Source organism: Lysinibacillus telephonicus (assembly GCF_039654155.1).
Lineage (GTDB): Bacteria > Bacillota > Bacilli > Bacillales_A > Planococcaceae > Ureibacillus > Ureibacillus telephonicus.
The window spans coordinates 4,540,681-4,557,526 of record NZ_CP155468.1 but is presented as its reverse complement, the minus strand read 5'-3'; the positions used below and the strand labels follow the sequence as shown (position 1 = coordinate 4,557,526).

Below are 16,846 nucleotides of genomic sequence, written 5' to 3'. Positions count from 1 at the left end.
GGGTAGTGGAAGAAAATCCTTTTCTTTCCTACCTGTTTTTAGTTTGTTACAATGGTTTGTGGATAACATAAGTAGAAATGTGAATAAGTTTGTGGAAATTTCAGAATTTAAGGAGACGATAAAAAATGAAAGCATATAGCTGTGAAACCCATATAAATCACGCTTTGGATGTGGTAGTAGCCGAGACGGAAGAGTATCCAATTATGGATATTTTAAATGAAGAAGAAAAGTTATCCACAAAATGTTCTTACTGTGAAGAACAAGCAACATATGTTGTATCAAGTAAATAACTTTACACTACATATAGATTGGTGTTGTGGATATGTGTATAACTTCTGTGGATAATTTGTTTGTAAACGAATTGTAAACGTGGATAAGTTGTTTATATTTAAATTTTCTAACTAAAAGAACAATAATAAATGCCCATCTATGAAGTATTTTAAATAAAATGACAGTATGGATTATCAATGTGGGTAAATAGATTATTAATGGATGGTAAAGGTGGATAAGTTGTGAATATCACAATCATTTCAGTCGGAAAGTTAAAGGAAAAATACTTAAAGATGGGGATTGAGGAGTACGTTAAGCGATTAAGTTCCTACGCGAAAATTGATTTAGTTGAAGTAGCTGATGAAAAAGCTCCTGAGCAATTAAGCGATGCCGAAATGGAAATCGTAAAGCGCAAAGAGGGCGAACGAATTTTGGCGAAGATATCAGAAGGCATGCACGTGATTGCACTAGCCATTGACGGTAAAATGAAATCCTCAGAAGAATTGGCTGCTGAGTTGGAATCTTTGATGACCTATGGAACGAGTAAAATTACTTTTGTGATTGGTGGCTCACTCGGCCTACATGATGATGTACTAAAACGCGCGGACGAAAAACTAAGCTTCGGCAAAATGACTCTGCCGCATCAACTGATGAAATTAGTCCTTGTTGAGCAAATTTATCGGAGTTTTAGGATTATTAAGGGTGAACCGTACCATAAGTAAGTGCGGTTTATTACGGTGAACCACCATAAGTAAATAAGGTTTATAAAAAACCACTAAAGAACGTTCATTAATAACGTTTTTTAGTGGTTTTGAAATAAAATGGCTACACAGCTTGTGTTTATAAAACTAAACTAACGATGATAGCTGAAAGTATGCTTACAAGTGTGGCGCCATATAACAGTTTCAGCCCAAAACGTGCAACGGCATTCCCCTGTTTTTCATTCAGACTTTTGACAGCTCCGACAATAATACCAATAGAAGAAAAGTTAGCGAAGGAAACTAGGAATACAGAAAGAATTCCCATAGTTCGTTCACTAAAGTGATAATTGCCTCCAGATAAATCCAACATCGCAACGAATTCATTGGTCAACAGTTTAGTCGCCATAATTGAGCCGGCACTAACCGCCTCTGAGAAAGGTATTCCCATAATGAAGGCAATTGGGGAAAATAGATAACCTAGTATCGTCTGGAAAGAAATACTAAACAATAGCTCAAACACATGGTTGAATCCCGCCATTAATGCAATAAACCCAATTAACATTGCCCCAACGATAATTGCTACCTTAAAACCATCAAGGATATACTCACCGAGCATTTCAAAAAAGGATTGCCTTCTATCCTCCTGTATTTCTAATATATCCTCACGTGGGTCAATCTCGTACGGATTAATAATTGTAGCTATGATAAAACCGCCGAATAAATTTAAAACTAAAGCTGTGACAATATATTTTGGTTCCAGCATCGTCATATAAGCACCAACTATGGACATTGATACAGTCGACATCGCTGAAGCACATAAAGTATACAAACGCTGGTTCGAAAGCATACCAAGTTGTTTTTTTAATGTGATGAAAACCTCCGATTGTCCCACCATTAGTGAGGCAACTGCATTATATGATTCAAGTTTACCCATTCCGTTCACTTTACTTAATAAAAACCCAATCCCCTTCATAAGGAATGGCAGGATTTTCAGATGCTGAAGAATACCAATTAATGCAGAAATAAATACAATTGGCAGTAATACATTTAAAAAGAATGGGGCCTCTCCCTCATTCGCGATGCCGCCAAACACAAAGGAAATCCCTTCGCTTGCATATTCGAGCAGCGTACTAAAAACAGCAGCTATTTCTCTGATGATGATTAATCCAAATTCTGTATTTAACAGTAACAATGATAAAAGAATTTGAATAACAATCATTGTGATAATTGGTTTGAATTTTATCTCTTTTCGATTGGAACTTGCCAACCAAGCCAAAAATAATACAACAAATATACCTAAAATAGAAATAACGTATTGCACAAGTAACCTCCTGATGAATTAATTTATATGTGATCGCTAAAGTTACCGTTAGAATAGTAACCACTTTTACTTAAGATTGCAATTGATAAAGATTATTCTGTGCCATTTAACTCTTTTAAAACAACAAAAAGTGTTTCGCTCTAGATTTAGAATGATTTATATAAAGTATTTAATTTAGTTGAATTTAATATTCATAAAAGGGTTTGAGGGGAATAATCATTGGGCGGTTCGTAGTATATTCAATTGACATAGGTTTGCAGAGGAAAAAAATAAATGCCTTTATAGAGAAATGTCTAAAAATGCATAAAACTAATCCTATTATGATTCAATCCTTGAGGCTGATGAACATAAGGGTCTCTGATTACTTCGCATATCATTTCTATTAAAAAAATGCCGCTCACTGCTCGTTTCTTACCGAAAAATTCGGCATTTATCGAGAAGTGAATGGCACTATTTTAGTTATAAACTATAGGCTTTTTTCTTCGTTAGTTAATAAATTTTGGATAACGAGGTTTGTTATATTTGGAACTACTTCTAGGGAATAAGTCATTTCCATTCGTTCAAGTTTCTTGTGAGCATCCAAACCATATGGACCAATGTTAATAACAGGTACATTTATATCTCGGATATCTTGAAACTCAACATAATGTTTTGTTCCCCAACCTGGGTTATTTTTCGAAACGGCGTTGATTCCATCTTCATCATCACTTAAAGCCATAAAACTCATATCAGAGATATACGGGAAGAAGTTTCGAGTAACAATTGGGTGTGGATATTCCGGCTGTATTGTTGCTACTGCTTTATCAAGAGCGTTGATTAAGTTAAGCTCATCAGTTGTTTTCCCTGTCATTTCGATCCTTGGAGAGTATAGGGAAGAGTAAAATAAGATAATGGCCGGATTTTTATCCTTCATCCATTTCCAGGCTTCCTCAACAACTCGTGCAGCAAACATGCGAGTATCTAATTCCGTATTTGTTAGGAGATTTTGCTTAAATTCATTCATGTGTACAATGAATGAATTGCCATTTTCCTCAATTAATAAGTTCTCCATTTCTTCATATGTAAAAACTCTAGGCTTCCAAGGAACATCGACAAAGGGTTCGCCACTAATTTCACTATATTTGCGATATCTTTCTTCAAAAGTAGTAAGTGCATTGGTAAAAGCAATCATGGCTTGTTCCTTAAGCTTGATTAGTACGTCTTTGGGAGACCAAGAATGAATAAAGAAATTATAATAAACATAAGCAGATAATGCTGTTTGAACAGTATAAGATGGTTTTAAGTCCGTTTGTTTTAACGACACGGGCGGGACCGTAGTTTCTCCATATGCTTCGTTGCAAAGCTCTGGATTATAGTTTATTTGTTTTGTTAGTTCTGCAGCAATAAAGTTAGGATCTAAACCTTCAAAAGCTGAACCAACATGTGTTTCTGCACCTGTTATAAAGAATGATGGCAGCAGCTTACCAACCGTTCCTTTATAGATATAGCGATTTTCATCACCTTCAAAGCGTGGTGAAACGAAATCAGAATTAATGGCTGCAACATATTCAAAGCCATGTTCTTTCTTCCACTTTTTTAACGTTTTTAAAGCGGAAAGAACTCCGTGTGAGCCGTCTTCCTCGTCACATTCAGCTAACAATAAGATGTTGCCGTCCAGTTCCTCAGGATGTTCAGAATAGTACTTTAAGAGATAGAGATTGCTCGCAACACCGCTTTTCATATCAAGAACGCCACGGCCAAATAACCAATCTCCAGATTCTAAATGTTCTTTAGCTGAAGTCGGTAGGTTTTCCTTTTTTAATGCCTCCATTAAATCATCTGGAGAACAAGCATGTTCTTTCAATTGATTGAAGTCATCAATCCCAACCGTATCGATATGTCCCATTAAAATAATTGTACGGTTACTGTTTCCTTTTTTTCCTTTAACAAATGCCATAACATTATATCGTTCTTGGTCATCGTTATTGGTTTTCTCAATAGCGACTGAGCCAGGATTATTTAAAAAATATGGTAACGATGAAATGATTTGAAATAAAGAGTGGGCAATTGTACTTTCGCCAGCTGTGTTTACGATACTTTCTATGCTAACAAGTTGTTTTGTATATGTAAGTATATCGTCACGACAATTCAACATACGACGGCCTCCTTTTTGTATGATATTTTATCAAAATGTAACGTAAGTTTAAAAACTCGTCAAGTACACACTAGTACAATTAAACTAAATTAATATTGTATTATTTAAAATATTCTACTATAATGGATAAAGTTATATTAAATTTTATATTAAATCCTCATCTTTTTTGCATTAGGTGGGGTAGAGGTCGCGGTTTATAAGAGTATCCTATTTGAGATTTAGTGAGATCTATGAAAATAGGAAAAAAGGATAAATCGCCGAAGCTTTTTGAAATCACTATTTTCATTAAAGCTGGGGCTGCACTCGAATAGGGGCAGAACTGTCACAATTCCTTTGAATTGTGGAGAACTATCGTAAAAATGCAAGAGATGAGGGTGTTCTTAAAAACACTGTCAATTTAAATCGACAGTGTTTTTTTATTTCAAAGGAGGAGTACATATGAAAAAGCTTTCTATTTTTTTAGTTGCGGCAATGTTGTTAATGTTATCCGCATGCGGCACACAGCAAAGTGAACAAGTAGAAAAAGAAACAAAATCAGGTGATTCTGAATTTGGGTTAGTCAAAGAAGGGTCATTAACCTTTGCAATGACAGGACAATACCCTCCATTGAATTTTAAAAAAGATGGTAAATTGACAGGGTTCGATGTGGAAATTGGAACTGAAATTGCGAAACGTATGGGACTTGAAGCAAATCCTGTTACAAATCCTTGGGAAACGATTATTCAAGGGCTAAAGGCAAAAAAATACGATGCGATTATCGGTAGTATGACTGCAACTGCTGAACGTGATGAGCAAATTGACTTTACAGAACCTTATTATCTGTCAGGTGCACAAATCTTTGTTGCAAATGACAATACGGATATTCAATCGAAGGAAGATTTACAAAGTAAAACAATTGGTGTTATTCAAGCAAGTACTTGGAAGGATATAGCTGAAACATTAACTTCACCTGACATGGTTAAGGGATATCCAGTAGACGTTAATGCACTTCAAGACTTGTCACTAGGTCGCTTGGATGCTGTTATCACAGATAAAATCGTTGGTGTAAGTGCACAAAACGAAAAAGGCTTAGATATTAAACCAATTGGTGATTTATTAAATGAGGACCGCGTGAGTATAGGTATTGCTGAAGGAAATACAGAACTTGCAAACAAAATTAACGAAGCGCTTCAATCAATGATTGATGATGGCACATACGAAGAAATTAGTATGAAATGGTTTAATACAAACATTATGGAAAAGTAAAATTATGATTTCAGGCAAGCGCCTTGTACTAGGCGCTTGTTTATAAAGGAAGGAGGCTGGTCTCATGGTTTTTTTAGAAAATATCGCGGGTATTTTTAGTGAACATGGAATGGCTTTTTTAAAAGCTAGTTGGACTACAATCGCAATCACAGCTATTTCCTTGCTAATCGCTGTGATTATTGGACTTATATTTGCTAGTTTTAAGATTTCTTCGAAAAAATTCCTAAATTGGATTGCTGATATTTATATTGGAATTATCAGGGGAACGCCTCTAATTGTTCAAATTATGTTTTTATATTATGGATTAGCCAATATTATTAACTTAAATAGCTTCACTGCAGGTGCATTGGCATTGGGAATTCATACTGGTGCATATATTGCTGAAATTTTTAGAGGATCTGTACAATCGATTGATAGGGGACAGATGGAGGCAGCGAGATCGTTAGGAATGTCGCAATCACTTGCAATGAGAAGAATTATTTTCCCACAAGCTTTCAAAAGATCCATTCCCCCCTTGGCCAATCAGTTCATTATTGGTTTAAAAGATTCTTCCCTTGTTGCTTATATTGCGGTAACAGATTTATATAACACAGCCCTTGGAGTCCAAGGAGAAAACTATATGCCATTTGAAACTTATTTTGTTGTTGGTATTTACTATTTAATCATCGTTCTTATTTTCACTTGGGTTGCTAAACGAATTGAGCAGAAAATGGATGTCAGCAAGCCTAAGGAGGTTAGTATTGCATGATTGAAATTCGTAATCTTTCAAAATCCTTTGGAAAGCTTGAAGTTTTAAAGAATATTAACTTAAATATTAACGAGAAAGAAGTAGTTGTTTTAATTGGTGCAAGTGGTTCAGGTAAAAGTACGTTACTTCGATGCTTAAACTTTTTAGAAGTTGCACAAAGCGGTGAAATTACTATTGATTCTGAGAAGATAGACATAGTAAAAACAGATTTAAATAAAGTAAGAGAAAAAGTAGGAATGGTGTTCCAGCACTTTAATCTTTTCCCTCATAAAACTGTGATTGAAAATATAATTGAAGCGCCGATTTATGTTAGAAAAAAGTCTAAAAGTGAAGCAAGTGCAAAAGCAATGGAACTACTTAAAAAGGTAGGCTTAGAGGATAAGGCAAACTATTATCCAGAACAGTTATCAGGAGGACAAAAGCAACGGGTTGCCATTGCAAGAGCGTTAGCGATGGAACCAAAAGTAATGCTTTTTGATGAGCCGACTTCTGCATTAGATCCTGAATTGGTTGGTGAAGTTCTTCAGGTAATGAAAGATCTCGCAAGTGAAGGAATGACCATGGTGATTGTGACACATGAAATGGGTTTTGCAAAAGAAGTTGCAGACCGAGTTATCATGCTTGCAGACGGTAATATTATTGAAGAAGGACATCCAAATGATATTTTTGCCCATCCAAAACATGAGCGTACACAAAGGTTTTTAAATCAAATATTATAAAAAAGGAAAATCTACCTTCAGTATTATTGAAAGGTAGATTTTTCCTTTTAGTACCCTCTTGTTATTTTAGCTTCCTTTGCTATTTCTTTTAGAACAGTAGTATTCATCTCGGCAAAGATGTATTATAGCAACTTTTTGGGCTCACTAATTGTTTCGAAATTTTCTACCTTACCTCTTTTAATGAAAAAGAGGAAGTTTTAAGCACTATTTTTAGGTAAGTGAAACTATCGAAGTTCTTAAATAATATGCAAGCTGAAGTTTTAAAATATCTTCAGGATTGGAAAATGAAATTTGAAGTTTCTCTTCAATTTTCTTTAAACGTTGATATAAAGTATTCACGTGGATATGTAAAATCTTGGCTGTTTGCGTAGCCTGACGATCGTTTTCCATATATGCAAGCAGGGTTTTTTCTAAATCCAATGTTCCATCTTTATTAGATTGAAGGGGTTGAAAAATCTCATTAACAAAAGAGTTCAATTCTTCAATAGGTTGGTGAATAAAAAGATGATTAATGCCTATATCTTGATAATTTACGATGCTTTTAAGCTGCCTTGAGATAAGAAAAGAAAGGGCTTTATCAGCTTCAGAGTAACTTTTGGCAATATTATTCATGCTCGGATAGCAGGTACCAATCCCTATTTTTAGTGATTCCTCATGAACATTCATCCAGTCGGAATGAATAAACATCAGTTTCTTTTTTACATAATCTTGATCTTCAAAATGAGTAAATTGACATACCAACGTTACTTTATTTCCATAACCAAAAACGATTGAAATATAGTTCCCTAAATCTTTTTTTATCTGGGTAATTATTTTATGCATTTGCATATTAAGAAAGTGGAAATCTGCATAGGGATTTATATGAATTAAGACCGCCATATAAAAGGGATAATGATCAATTCTAAGTTCATTGGCCTTCTTTCGTATTAGGTTATAATCTTGGCACTGAATAAAATCATTAAATAAATCATTTGTTTTTTGATAATATGAATCCACTAATGTTTGATTTCTTATAATCTCTAATGCAATTACTGAACTTGCCTGTTCGATAATCATCTTGTTTAAAGCAAAAAGTTCATCCTCCTCCATTTCAACTACCAGTATTCCAATTGGGACATCAATAGCAATTATAGGGTGAATATAAAGTGATTGATTATTAAAAGACACCGTAAAAGATTGGGTTTGTAAATTTGCATTTAACTTTATCATCTCTGAAGGAAGTTCCCATTTCCAGGAGGGCGGACTTGAATATTGTTGATGATCTGTTAAGTCTACTATCATTACTGGATGGTTTATCATCTTTTTTATTTCATTTACGATTTTCTGTAAACCTTTACTTTGAAGGGATAGTTTTATTAACGAATTGTGTATCATATCTCGTTGAATTAAAAGATCATTTTGTTTTTTTAAGTTTTGGTAGAGCTTTGAATTTCTCAATACAATAGAGACTTGATCAGAAAAACTTTCTAGCAGTTGTTGATCATCTTTCGTTAAAAGGAGATAGGGACCCTTTTGGTATACAATTAATACACATAAAGTATTACCCTCAACAATAATTGGAACTGAAATAATAGATTTCAAATCGTCAAATTGGACAGAATTATACAGGTGGAAAAGATTATCTGATGAAATATTAGATGATTCTGAGATAATTTCATCTATCTTAGTAAGAATAAATGATTTATTATCTTTAAATGTTTTCCCGATAATTCCCTCCCCGACCTTCATCCTCATTTTCGCTATTTCTTCATTAGGACCGCCCGTCCAAGCTTTAGGAAAAAGTACATCTAGGTTTGGTTCGTACATCCATAGAACTCCCATATCTGCCGCTGGAATAACAGATAAGGCATTTTCCAATATTTTTTTTAACAAATCATCTAAATCTTCAAGTACAGATATATCACGGATGCTCTCCATCATTTTGTTCCTTACATATTTCTCCCCATCGAGCATTAATTGCAAGAAATGTAAATCTACTATCGGTTTTAGTTTTTGAGTGATTTCATTGTTTAGTGCTGGGGATTTACTGATTCTGAGGACAATGGTTGTATGATTGGAATAATGATAATAAATATCGATGAAATTTTCATAGGTACGTATAGTTTCATTAATGAATCTCCCTGGTGCTGGAGTTTCTTTATCAAAATGGTTAGATAAAACAAGTGAAAAATCTAATCCCTTTATACTCTGCCACACTTGAAATTGTGAAAGGCAACAGTCATCAATTAAAAATTGTTTAATTTTCACTAAGGTTTCCACTTTTCACACCCCCTATTAGAATATGTAGGAATCAACATAATTTACGTCATTATTATATAGGACCAAACATTGTTTGAATAGTCTTAATTTTTTATAATTATAGCTAATTTATTAAATTCAACTAGGAGGAACGTTATGGTATCTAAATTATCGCAGAATTGGAAGTATGTCATTGTTATCTTGCTATTTTTAGGATGGTCAATTGGAAATTTTGATCGATTTTTCATGAATTATGCGATTTTAGGTATTTCAAAGGATCTTCAATTAAGTACTTCCCAAACAGGAATTGTTTTAAGTAGCTTTTTTGCAGGTTATGCCTTAATGCAAATTCCCGGTGGGTGGCTCGCAGATCGTTTTGGTTTCCGTAAAGTCATTATCACAGCACTTCTTGCTTGGTCCATTTTCACGATTTTTTCAGGTATGGCCTGGTCCTTCGCGTCCTTAATTCTCATTCGATTTTTATTTGGACTTGGGGAAGGAAGCTTTTTTCCATCGGCATCCAAAGGTATTGCGAGTTGGTTTCCGCAAAATGAACGGAGCCGTGCCATGTCCTTTATGCTTACCTCGGGTACGATTATGGGTGTTATAACGCCAATTATTGGCACCCAGTCTATGCAAACTATCGGTTGGAGAACAATTTTTTATATTGCGGGTGCTGTTGGTATTATATTTGTCTTGCTATATATGATTTTCTTAAAAGAACAGAATAGTTCAACAGCAGAGAAGGTTGAAACCACTTCTAAGAATAAAGCACCTTTAAGAGATGTTTTAAAAACTCCGATTATATGGAATTTGTTCATTGCCTATTTTGCGATTTATGCCGTGCAATGGGGATTAATGACATGGATGCCAACCTATTTAGTAGACGCACGACAACTTGACTTAACATCGGTTGGATATATTTCAGCTATTCCAGCGGTTGCAGGAATTATTGCAATGCTTACAAGTGGATATATTTTAGACAAGCTACCTGAAGGGAAAGACAAGTTAATTGCAGCCGTATTTGCGGTATTAACGGCAGTATTCCTATATTTAATGGCTTTTGCGCCAAACATAGCCATGTTTGCTGTTTATCAAAGTATCGTTACAGTATTCATGTCGTTTAATATTGTTCTTATTATCTCAGCTCCACTAAAAATGCTATCTGAAGAGATTGTAGGAACTGCAAATGGGTTCATTAATACTGGTGCACAATTCGCTGGTGTTCTTACTCCCATGTTAATAGGATTTTTAGTCGATGCTTTTGACGGTTCTTATACAGTTGCTTTTATTATGCTGATAATGTTTGCCCTATTGTGTGCTGGATCTTTATTTTTAATTCGCCCTAAGAAAGAAGTTGCCTATTTAAAAAAAGTTGAAAGTTAGGAGATGGAAAAATTGACTGCTTTATCAGATAAAATTACAAGTTTAATAGATAATAAACGTACATTATTTACACAGCTAAGTGATCAAATTTGGGAGTTTGCTGAAACTAGATTTGAGGAATTCCGCTCATCTGATTTGCTTTGTGAAGCATTGGAAAAAGAGGGGTTTACTATAAAAAAGGGAATAGCTGGTCTTGAAACAGGCTTTATCGCCTCCTATGGGACAGGTCATCCGGTAATTGCTATTCTCGGTGAATACGACGCTTTAGCAGGGCTAAGCCAACAAGCAGGCAGTAATAATTTTGAACCCATTATTCAAAATGGAAATGGCCATGGCTGTGGGCATAATTTGCTTGGAGTCGGTTCCTTATCAGCAGCTATTGCGGTTAAGGATTATATGAAAGAACATAACCTTGATGGAACCGTACAATATTTCGGCTGTCCGGCAGAAGAAAGTGGTTATGGGAAAACCTTTATGGCAAGAGACGGTTATTTTAAAGATGTGGATGCTGCCTTTTCCTGGCATCCTGCCACAATAAATGCTGTCATGAACTCCACTGCAAATGCGGTTATCCATGCACACTTTAAATTTAAAGGGAGAAGTGCACATGCCGGAGCAGCACCACATTTAGGGAGAAGTGCTTTAGACGCAGTCGAACTTATGAACGTTGGAGTCAATTATATGAGAGAACACATGATTGACGAAGCCCGGATTCATTATGCTGTAACTAATACAGGAGGAATGGCTCCAAATGTAGTTCAAGCCGATGCGGAAGTTACTTATTTAATCCGTGCACCGAAACCAAATCAAGTAAAAGAGCTCTATGACAGGGTAGTAGATTGTGCACGTGGTGCAGCACTAATGACGCAAACGAAGGTAGATTACGAAATTCAAGGCTCTTGCCATAACTTAATTCCTAACCTGACTCTTGAAAAAGTAATGCATCAACATATGCAAGAAATAGGCGCGCCTAATGCTACAGAACGGGATATAAACTATGCAAAGACAATCTATGAAACTTTGACAGATGAGGAGAAGGCTGCAGCAGCTTTACAAGTTGGAAAGCAGGGAGCTTCTCAATTAGCTGAACGACCTATTGCCGACTTTATCGCCCCATTTTCTGAAAAAGAGACATTTATGGGAGGTTCTACGGATGTTGCTGATGTGAGCTGGAATGTTCCAACTGCACAATGTGTTACTTCCACTTGGGCTTTTGGAACACCGTTTCATACTTGGCAAGCTGTGGCACAAGGTAAAGAAAGCTATGCTCATGATGCCATGTTATTAGCCGGAAAAGCAATTGCATGTACCGCTGTTTCGGTACTTGAAAGTCCCGAATTACTTGAAAATGCTAAAAAAGAATTAGCGGAAAGACTTGACGGGGAAACGTATACATCCTTAATCCCGAAAGAGCTTACACCTCCGTCATATAAACAAAAAGTAAATTAAACAATATGAAATTCAGTTATTCAGTCGCACTAAGCAGTGGCAGAATAGTGATTGAAACTTTAGTGAATAAAGGAAACAAGAGAACGGTTTTTATGCTTTAAGCGTAAAAACCGTCTTCTTTAACAGGAGTGAGCATATGTCCTTCTCGAGTTTAAGAGAATTAATTGAACTTGCTGAAAAAGAAAAAACAACCATTGCGGATTTAATGATATATACAGAGGTACAACAGAAAGGTAAATCCAAAGAGGCAATCCTTGATAAAATGGCTGAACAATTTGCAGTGATGGAGGAGGCTGTCCGTAATGGAACGATGAGTCCTGTTATGTCCCGGACCGGTTTGACAGGTGGGGATGGCCACCGACTTCACAAATATGCAAAAAAGGGGGATTCCTTTGTTAACCCTATGACATTAAATGCTGCAGCAAATGCGCTTGCGGTTTCAGAGGTGAATGCAGCGATGGGTCGAATTGTGGCAACGCCGACAGCAGGCTCAGCAGGAATCCTGCCAGCTGTACTCGTTCATGCCCTTGATAGCGGGAAATTTACTCGTAAGCAAATTATCCAGTCATTGTTTACTGCCTCTGCTCTTGGTTTAATTATTGCGAATAGAGCGTCAATCTCAGGGGCAACTGGCGGGTGTCAGGCCGAAGTTGGATCTGCTACAGCAATGGCAGCCGGCACCCTTGTTGAACTGGCAGGTGGAACACCGACGCAGGTTGGAAATGCTGTTGGAATCGCTTTAAAAAATTCATTAGGGCTAGTCTGTGATCCAGTGGCGGGGCTGGTAGAAATCCCGTGCATCATTCGCAATGGTTTGCATGCGATTACGGCACAAGCTGCAGCAGATATGGCGTTAGCAGGAGTAGTCAGCATTATCCCACCAGATGAGGTAGTTCATGTGATGCATGAGGTAGGACAGCGAATGCCTGAGTCGTTAAGGGAAACGGGGATAGGAGGTCTTGCCGGAACTCCGACAGGCAAGAAATTAAAAGATCAGATATTCAGTGAAAAAAACAGTGATTGTGGTCCAGCAAAATACCAAAGTGCCTATGAAATTATCGGCCCTGTAATGGTCGGCCCATCGAGCTCACATACGGCCGGAGCTGTTCGAATTGGGAACATTGCCTATCAACTTTTAAATGAAAAACCATTATCTGCAAAGTTCTCATTAATGGGTTCCTTCGCTGATACTTATCAAGGACATGGAACAGACTTAGCACTGTTGGGTGGTGTTATGGGATTATCAACAATGGATGATGGTATTAAAAATGCAAAGGCTATTGCCAAAATACAAGGCCTGCAATATGAATTTACAAAAAAGGCGTTGGGAGGCAATCACCCTAATACAGTTCTTGTTGAATTATCAGGGGCGTCGCGTCAGGTCAAAGTACTCGCTAGCTCCTTAGGGGGCGGTAAAGTCGAGGTACAGGAATTGGATGGTTATCCGTTGAAATTCTCCGGCGAACGTCCAACATTGGTGATCCGCCATACTGATCGTAAAGGAGTTATCGCTGAATTATCAGGAGCTCTTTATAAAAATGGTTTTAACATTGCACGGATGGCGAATGAGCGTTCAAAAATCAATGGTCCGGCCATTACGATTTGCGAAGTTGATAATAATGTTGAAGAAACTATTTTAACGTTATTAACGGAACAATTTTCAATTGTTAGTGATATCGTCATGGTTGAAACTAAATAGTACCCAGCAGGGAAAAAGGGAGGCAATCACCGTCTCCCTTTTTAGTTCTATTTATGCCTAGTCCCATTGGATAAACAATAAGTATTATTTTTAAATATCCATTCCAGCGTTCCTGCCTGGGAAGAAAGATAATTGCGGATTCAATTTATTTTCTTTTGCAGTCCTTACATCCGGAGTAAGTCTGAAAACAACAGTATGACTTCCTAAAGAAGATCGATATTTCTCGATATGAGATTGTGAAAGTTCTTTCTCATAGTAACCGGGTACATACTTATCCAACATGGCTTGCATTGCTTCTGTAGCTTCTTTTATATCATTTACCGTTTCTAATACACCGAATAGCATTACACTCATATAAGCAGTGTCTGTCTTGGCTGGTATAGGGCTTACCATAGTTCCATAATCCTCAGATACTGTGAAACAACAGTTGGGATTAGCATGAATCAAATCTATTTTTTTCCCCTGTGCAGCTCCATGAAAATATATAGCCTTATTCATCATGACAAAATTCAAAGGGACAACATAAGGAGCTTCCCCATCCGTTAATCCAAGGTAACCTGTCCGTGCTTGGCTTAAAAACTGTTCAATACGATTATCATCAGTACATTCTAACTTTTCTTGGCGGATCTTATTCATTTTCCATCCCCACTCTCTACAAAAATGATAAAATTATTTTAAGAAATATCTGTACATAAAAAAAGTGACAGAATTAAAAAGTTTAATAGGGACAGATGGAGGGTTAAATATGGAACTCACCCCATTTTTAGATAGAGACCTGTCAGAGCCGTTATATAGTCAGTTATATCATTGGATTAGGAAAGAAATTGAAGAAGGAAGGCTATTACCAGGTGTGAAGATGCCATCAATTCGCCAGCTAACGATGCATTTAAAAGTCAGCCGGAACACAGTTGAGGCAGCATACCAGCAGCTGCAATCAGAGGGCTATCTTGAAAGTGTCCCTAAAAGTGGAATATGGGTTGCTGAGATTGAGAAACCTTTGCTAAATTCTACTGAAGTAAAACATCCTATCATGTTGGAATATAAGCCTTCAAGTGAGGTACTTGTAGATTTTGAATATGGCAATGTGGATCTTGACAAATTTCCATTGAAGCAGTGGAAGAAATGTCTGTCAGATGCAGTTGATCAAGAGAGCAATTGGTTATTTCAGTATAGTGAAAAACAAGGTGAGTTTGCATTGAGGCAGGAGATTTCAAACTATTTGCTGCAATCCAGAGGGGTACGCTCAACACCAGAACAGATTCTTATAACAGCTGGTACACAAACTTCAATAGAATTGATCTGCCGTCTTTTATCACTCCAGGGGAAAACTGTGGCAATGGAAGAACCAGGCTACAGTGGAGTACGATCGGTCTTTAGAGATCAGGGATGTAATATTGAACCTGTGCCTCTTGATAAGGACGGATTGTCAGTAGAAACTATACACACGAGCAAGGCGAAAGCGGTATATTTAACACCATCTCACCAATTTCCATTTGGTATGGTTTTGCCTATAACAAAAAGATTGCGATTACTAAAATGGGCTTATCAAACAGGGGGATATATTATTGAGGATGATTATGACGGTGAGTTTCGATACCGGGGACAGCCAATTCCATCGTTGAAATCTCTAGATGAAGAGGAAAAGGTAATTTATTTAGGTACATTTTCTAAATCATTTCTTCCTTCAGTCAGATTAAGTTATATCGTATTTCCACCTTCTCTAATGGTTCAATATTCACAAAAGTTTTCGGCTTATAATCAATCTGTCTCTCCTATTATTCAGAGGACTATGGCTCAGTTCATGCAATCCGGTGAATTCGAAAGGCATATTCGAAGAATGCGCAAGCTATATCAAAAAAAACATCAGACCCTGCTAAAAAGTATTGAACAATACATGGGTACTAAAGTAAAAATTGTTGGAGAAAAGTCAGGCCTACATATTTTATTGAAACTAAAAGGGATAACAGCCTTAGAGCTGATCGAAAGGGGTTTTAAGAAGGGTGTCAAAATTTATTCCCCTGCAATGTTTTGGCTTCATCCGTCCATCGAGAGTAATTCCTATATCATGATAGGATTTGGTGGTTTATCAATTGAAGAAATTGAAAATGGAGTTAAATTACTCGCTAGTTGCCTCCCGGAAATGGAAATTGGCGAGATATAATGAAACCATAAAACCTTATATGTTGAATAATAGGCTTGAATTAGTGTTATAAAACCTTAGTTAGATATTTTACGAAGAACCGTATCACAAGTAAATACGGTTCTTTAGAAGAGTACTATTTAAATACGAGAATGGTGCTCTTTATATTTAAAAATATGTAGATAAGTATGTGTAATATTCGAGTATGTTTTTCTATTTAAGAGTATATTTGATTGACCATTTTTCCAACCTATACAAATTGTATACGAATATTTTTCTTACGTTTAAACTGTTCAAGGTGATTCGGCTGGATTTCTTCAATACTAATCTCTCGTTCTATTAATTTCTGTTCCCCATCACCAGCCCAAAAAATAAGTAACTGTACGTTTTCACTCGCCTTTATATGTGTCTTTATATAATCTACAAAATCAGTTAAAAATTTGCCTTTCCAATTTCCGTCTAACGAATAAGCATATTCTTTTTCAGTATAAAAAGCTAAATCATAAGGTGGGTTATTACAAAAAGATATTACCAGCTCACCAAATGCTGACGCATCCGGTGCATGTAAAATGCGTGTATCATCATCCATCGAATGCCAAGACTGCACTGGTGTTTTGTCTGAAATTGGATATAATTTCTTTAGTTCTCTTACTGTAATTTCAGTAATACCGCTATAATCTACTTCTTCTAGTGGACAATCAGAAACTAGGAATGTAAATAAAGACATATGTTTTGAACAAGCTCCTTTAAAAGATTAGTAGTTATTTAATTCAACGGTATGTTGTTTTTTCCCTCT

At 36.3% G+C, this 16,846-nt stretch carries 14 protein-coding genes and 1 riboswitch; of the genes, 9 read left to right on the top strand and 5 right to left on the bottom strand.

All coding sequences use genetic code 11. From position 1 onward, the window contains the following. Positions 1-125 precede the first annotated feature (125 nt). Together MKY04_RS22020 and rlmH are read left to right on the top strand one after the other, a co-directional pair. Entirely contained in the window at positions 126-290 is a 165-nt protein-coding gene (locus MKY04_RS22020; protein ID WP_126293848.1) for a CxxH/CxxC protein, read from the top strand. 222 nt (positions 291-512) lie between these two features. Next, the gene (rlmH, locus tag MKY04_RS22015; RefSeq protein WP_346235138.1) at positions 513-992 is read left to right on the top strand and encodes a 23S rRNA (pseudouridine(1915)-N(3))-methyltransferase RlmH; all 480 of its coding nucleotides are present in this window, start codon (positions 513-515) and stop codon (positions 990-992) included. 118 nt (positions 993-1,110) lie between these two features. Here rlmH and MKY04_RS22010 read toward each other — a convergent pair whose 3' ends face one another. Together MKY04_RS22010 and MKY04_RS22005 are read right to left on the bottom strand one after the other, a co-directional pair. Continuing rightward, positions 1,111-2,292 carry a NupC/NupG family nucleoside CNT transporter gene (locus MKY04_RS22010; protein WP_346235137.1) on the bottom strand — a complete coding sequence of 394 codons (1,182 nt, stop codon included), beginning with the start codon at positions 2,290-2,292 and terminating at the stop codon, positions 1,111-1,113. Between the two features lie 466 nt (positions 2,293-2,758). Further along, complete coding sequence (locus MKY04_RS22005; RefSeq protein WP_346235136.1) at positions 2,759-4,426, bottom strand: M20/M25/M40 family metallo-hydrolase; 1,668 nt, start codon at positions 4,424-4,426, stop codon at positions 2,759-2,761. A 173-nt stretch (positions 4,427-4,599) separates the two neighbouring features. Continuing rightward, positions 4,600-4,785, top strand: a riboswitch (Lysine riboswitch). 79 nt (positions 4,786-4,864) lie between these two features. On the opposite strand from MKY04_RS22005, the gene MKY04_RS22000 reads away from it, so the two are divergent. From MKY04_RS22000 to MKY04_RS21990, 3 genes are all read left to right on the top strand, one after another. After that, positions 4,865-5,671: an ABC transporter substrate-binding protein gene (locus MKY04_RS22000; RefSeq protein WP_346235135.1), complete on the top strand. Its 807-nt coding sequence runs from the start codon at positions 4,865-4,867 to the stop codon at positions 5,669-5,671. A gap of 64 nt (positions 5,672-5,735) precedes the next feature. Next, positions 5,736-6,419 carry an amino acid ABC transporter permease gene (locus MKY04_RS21995; RefSeq protein ID WP_126293864.1) on the top strand — a complete coding sequence of 228 codons (684 nt, stop codon included), beginning with the start codon at positions 5,736-5,738 and terminating at the stop codon, positions 6,417-6,419. Then, the gene (locus MKY04_RS21990) at positions 6,416-7,138 is read left to right on the top strand and encodes an amino acid ABC transporter ATP-binding protein (RefSeq protein WP_126293865.1); all 723 of its coding nucleotides are present in this window, start codon (positions 6,416-6,418) and stop codon (positions 7,136-7,138) included. The genes MKY04_RS21995 and MKY04_RS21990 overlap by 4 nt, the downstream gene beginning before the upstream one ends. A gap of 210 nt (positions 7,139-7,348) precedes the next feature. Here MKY04_RS21990 and MKY04_RS21985 read toward each other — a convergent pair whose 3' ends face one another. Beyond that, positions 7,349-9,397 (bottom strand): helix-turn-helix domain-containing protein, encoded by a 2,049-nt coding sequence (locus MKY04_RS21985; RefSeq protein WP_346235134.1) that lies wholly within the window; start codon positions 9,395-9,397, stop codon positions 7,349-7,351. A gap of 135 nt (positions 9,398-9,532) precedes the next feature. On the opposite strand from MKY04_RS21985, the gene MKY04_RS21980 reads away from it, so the two are divergent. The 3 genes from MKY04_RS21980 to sdaAA all read left to right on the top strand — a co-directional run bounded on the left by MKY04_RS21980 (position 9,533) and on the right by sdaAA (position 13,910). Further along, positions 9,533-10,762: an MFS transporter gene (locus tag MKY04_RS21980; protein WP_126293867.1), complete on the top strand. Its 1,230-nt coding sequence runs from the start codon at positions 9,533-9,535 to the stop codon at positions 10,760-10,762. 12 nt (positions 10,763-10,774) lie between these two features. After that, positions 10,775-12,211 (top strand): M20 family metallopeptidase, encoded by a 1,437-nt coding sequence (locus MKY04_RS21975; RefSeq protein WP_400195346.1) that lies wholly within the window; start codon positions 10,775-10,777, stop codon positions 12,209-12,211. Positions 12,212-12,347: 136 nt separating this feature from the next. Continuing rightward, entirely contained in the window at positions 12,348-13,910 is a 1,563-nt protein-coding gene (gene sdaAA, locus MKY04_RS21970) for an L-serine ammonia-lyase, iron-sulfur-dependent, subunit alpha (RefSeq protein ID WP_126296279.1), read from the top strand. 90 nt (positions 13,911-14,000) lie between these two features. On the opposite strand, the gene MKY04_RS21965 is transcribed toward sdaAA, so the two are convergent. Beyond that, positions 14,001-14,546 carry a pyridoxamine 5'-phosphate oxidase family protein gene (locus tag MKY04_RS21965; protein WP_126296278.1) on the bottom strand — a complete coding sequence of 182 codons (546 nt, stop codon included), beginning with the start codon at positions 14,544-14,546 and terminating at the stop codon, positions 14,001-14,003. Between the two features lie 109 nt (positions 14,547-14,655). On the opposite strand from MKY04_RS21965, the gene MKY04_RS21960 reads away from it, so the two are divergent. Further along, positions 14,656-16,071: a PLP-dependent aminotransferase family protein gene (locus MKY04_RS21960; RefSeq protein WP_346235133.1), complete on the top strand. Its 1,416-nt coding sequence runs from the start codon at positions 14,656-14,658 to the stop codon at positions 16,069-16,071. Between the two features lie 229 nt (positions 16,072-16,300). Here the strand turns inward: MKY04_RS21960 and MKY04_RS21955 are convergent, their stop codons facing one another. Beyond that, positions 16,301-16,777, bottom strand: coding sequence for a hypothetical protein (locus MKY04_RS21955; RefSeq protein WP_126296276.1), 477 nt, complete (start codon positions 16,775-16,777; stop codon positions 16,301-16,303). Positions 16,778-16,846: the final 69 nt, after the last annotated feature.

Bases quoted from the DNA above. Each gene is read 5' to 3' on its own strand.
- MKY04_RS21980 (WP_126293867.1), top strand. From the start codon at position 9,533: ATGGTATCTAAATTATCGCAGAATTGGAAGTATGTCATTGTTATCTTG.
- MKY04_RS21995 (WP_126293864.1), top strand. From the start codon at position 5,736: ATGGTTTTTTTAGAAAATATCGCGGGTATTTTTAGTGAACATGGAATG.
- MKY04_RS21960 (WP_346235133.1), top strand. From the start codon at position 14,656: ATGGAACTCACCCCATTTTTAGATAGAGACCTGTCAGAGCCGTTATAT.
- MKY04_RS22020 (WP_126293848.1), top strand. From the start codon at position 126: ATGAAAGCATATAGCTGTGAAACCCATATAAATCACGCTTTGGATGTG.
- sdaAA (WP_126296279.1), top strand. From the start codon at position 12,348: ATGTCCTTCTCGAGTTTAAGAGAATTAATTGAACTTGCTGAAAAAGAA.
- MKY04_RS22000 (WP_346235135.1), top strand. From the start codon at position 4,865: ATGAAAAAGCTTTCTATTTTTTTAGTTGCGGCAATGTTGTTAATGTTA.
- MKY04_RS21990 (WP_126293865.1), top strand. From the start codon at position 6,416: ATGATTGAAATTCGTAATCTTTCAAAATCCTTTGGAAAGCTTGAAGTT.
- MKY04_RS21965 (WP_126296278.1), bottom strand. From the start codon at position 14,546: ATGAATAAGATCCGCCAAGAAAAGTTAGAATGTACTGATGATAATCGT.
- MKY04_RS22005 (WP_346235136.1), bottom strand. From the start codon at position 4,426: ATGTTGAATTGTCGTGACGATATACTTACATATACAAAACAACTTGTT.
- MKY04_RS21955 (WP_126296276.1), bottom strand. From the start codon at position 16,777: ATGTCTTTATTTACATTCCTAGTTTCTGATTGTCCACTAGAAGAAGTA.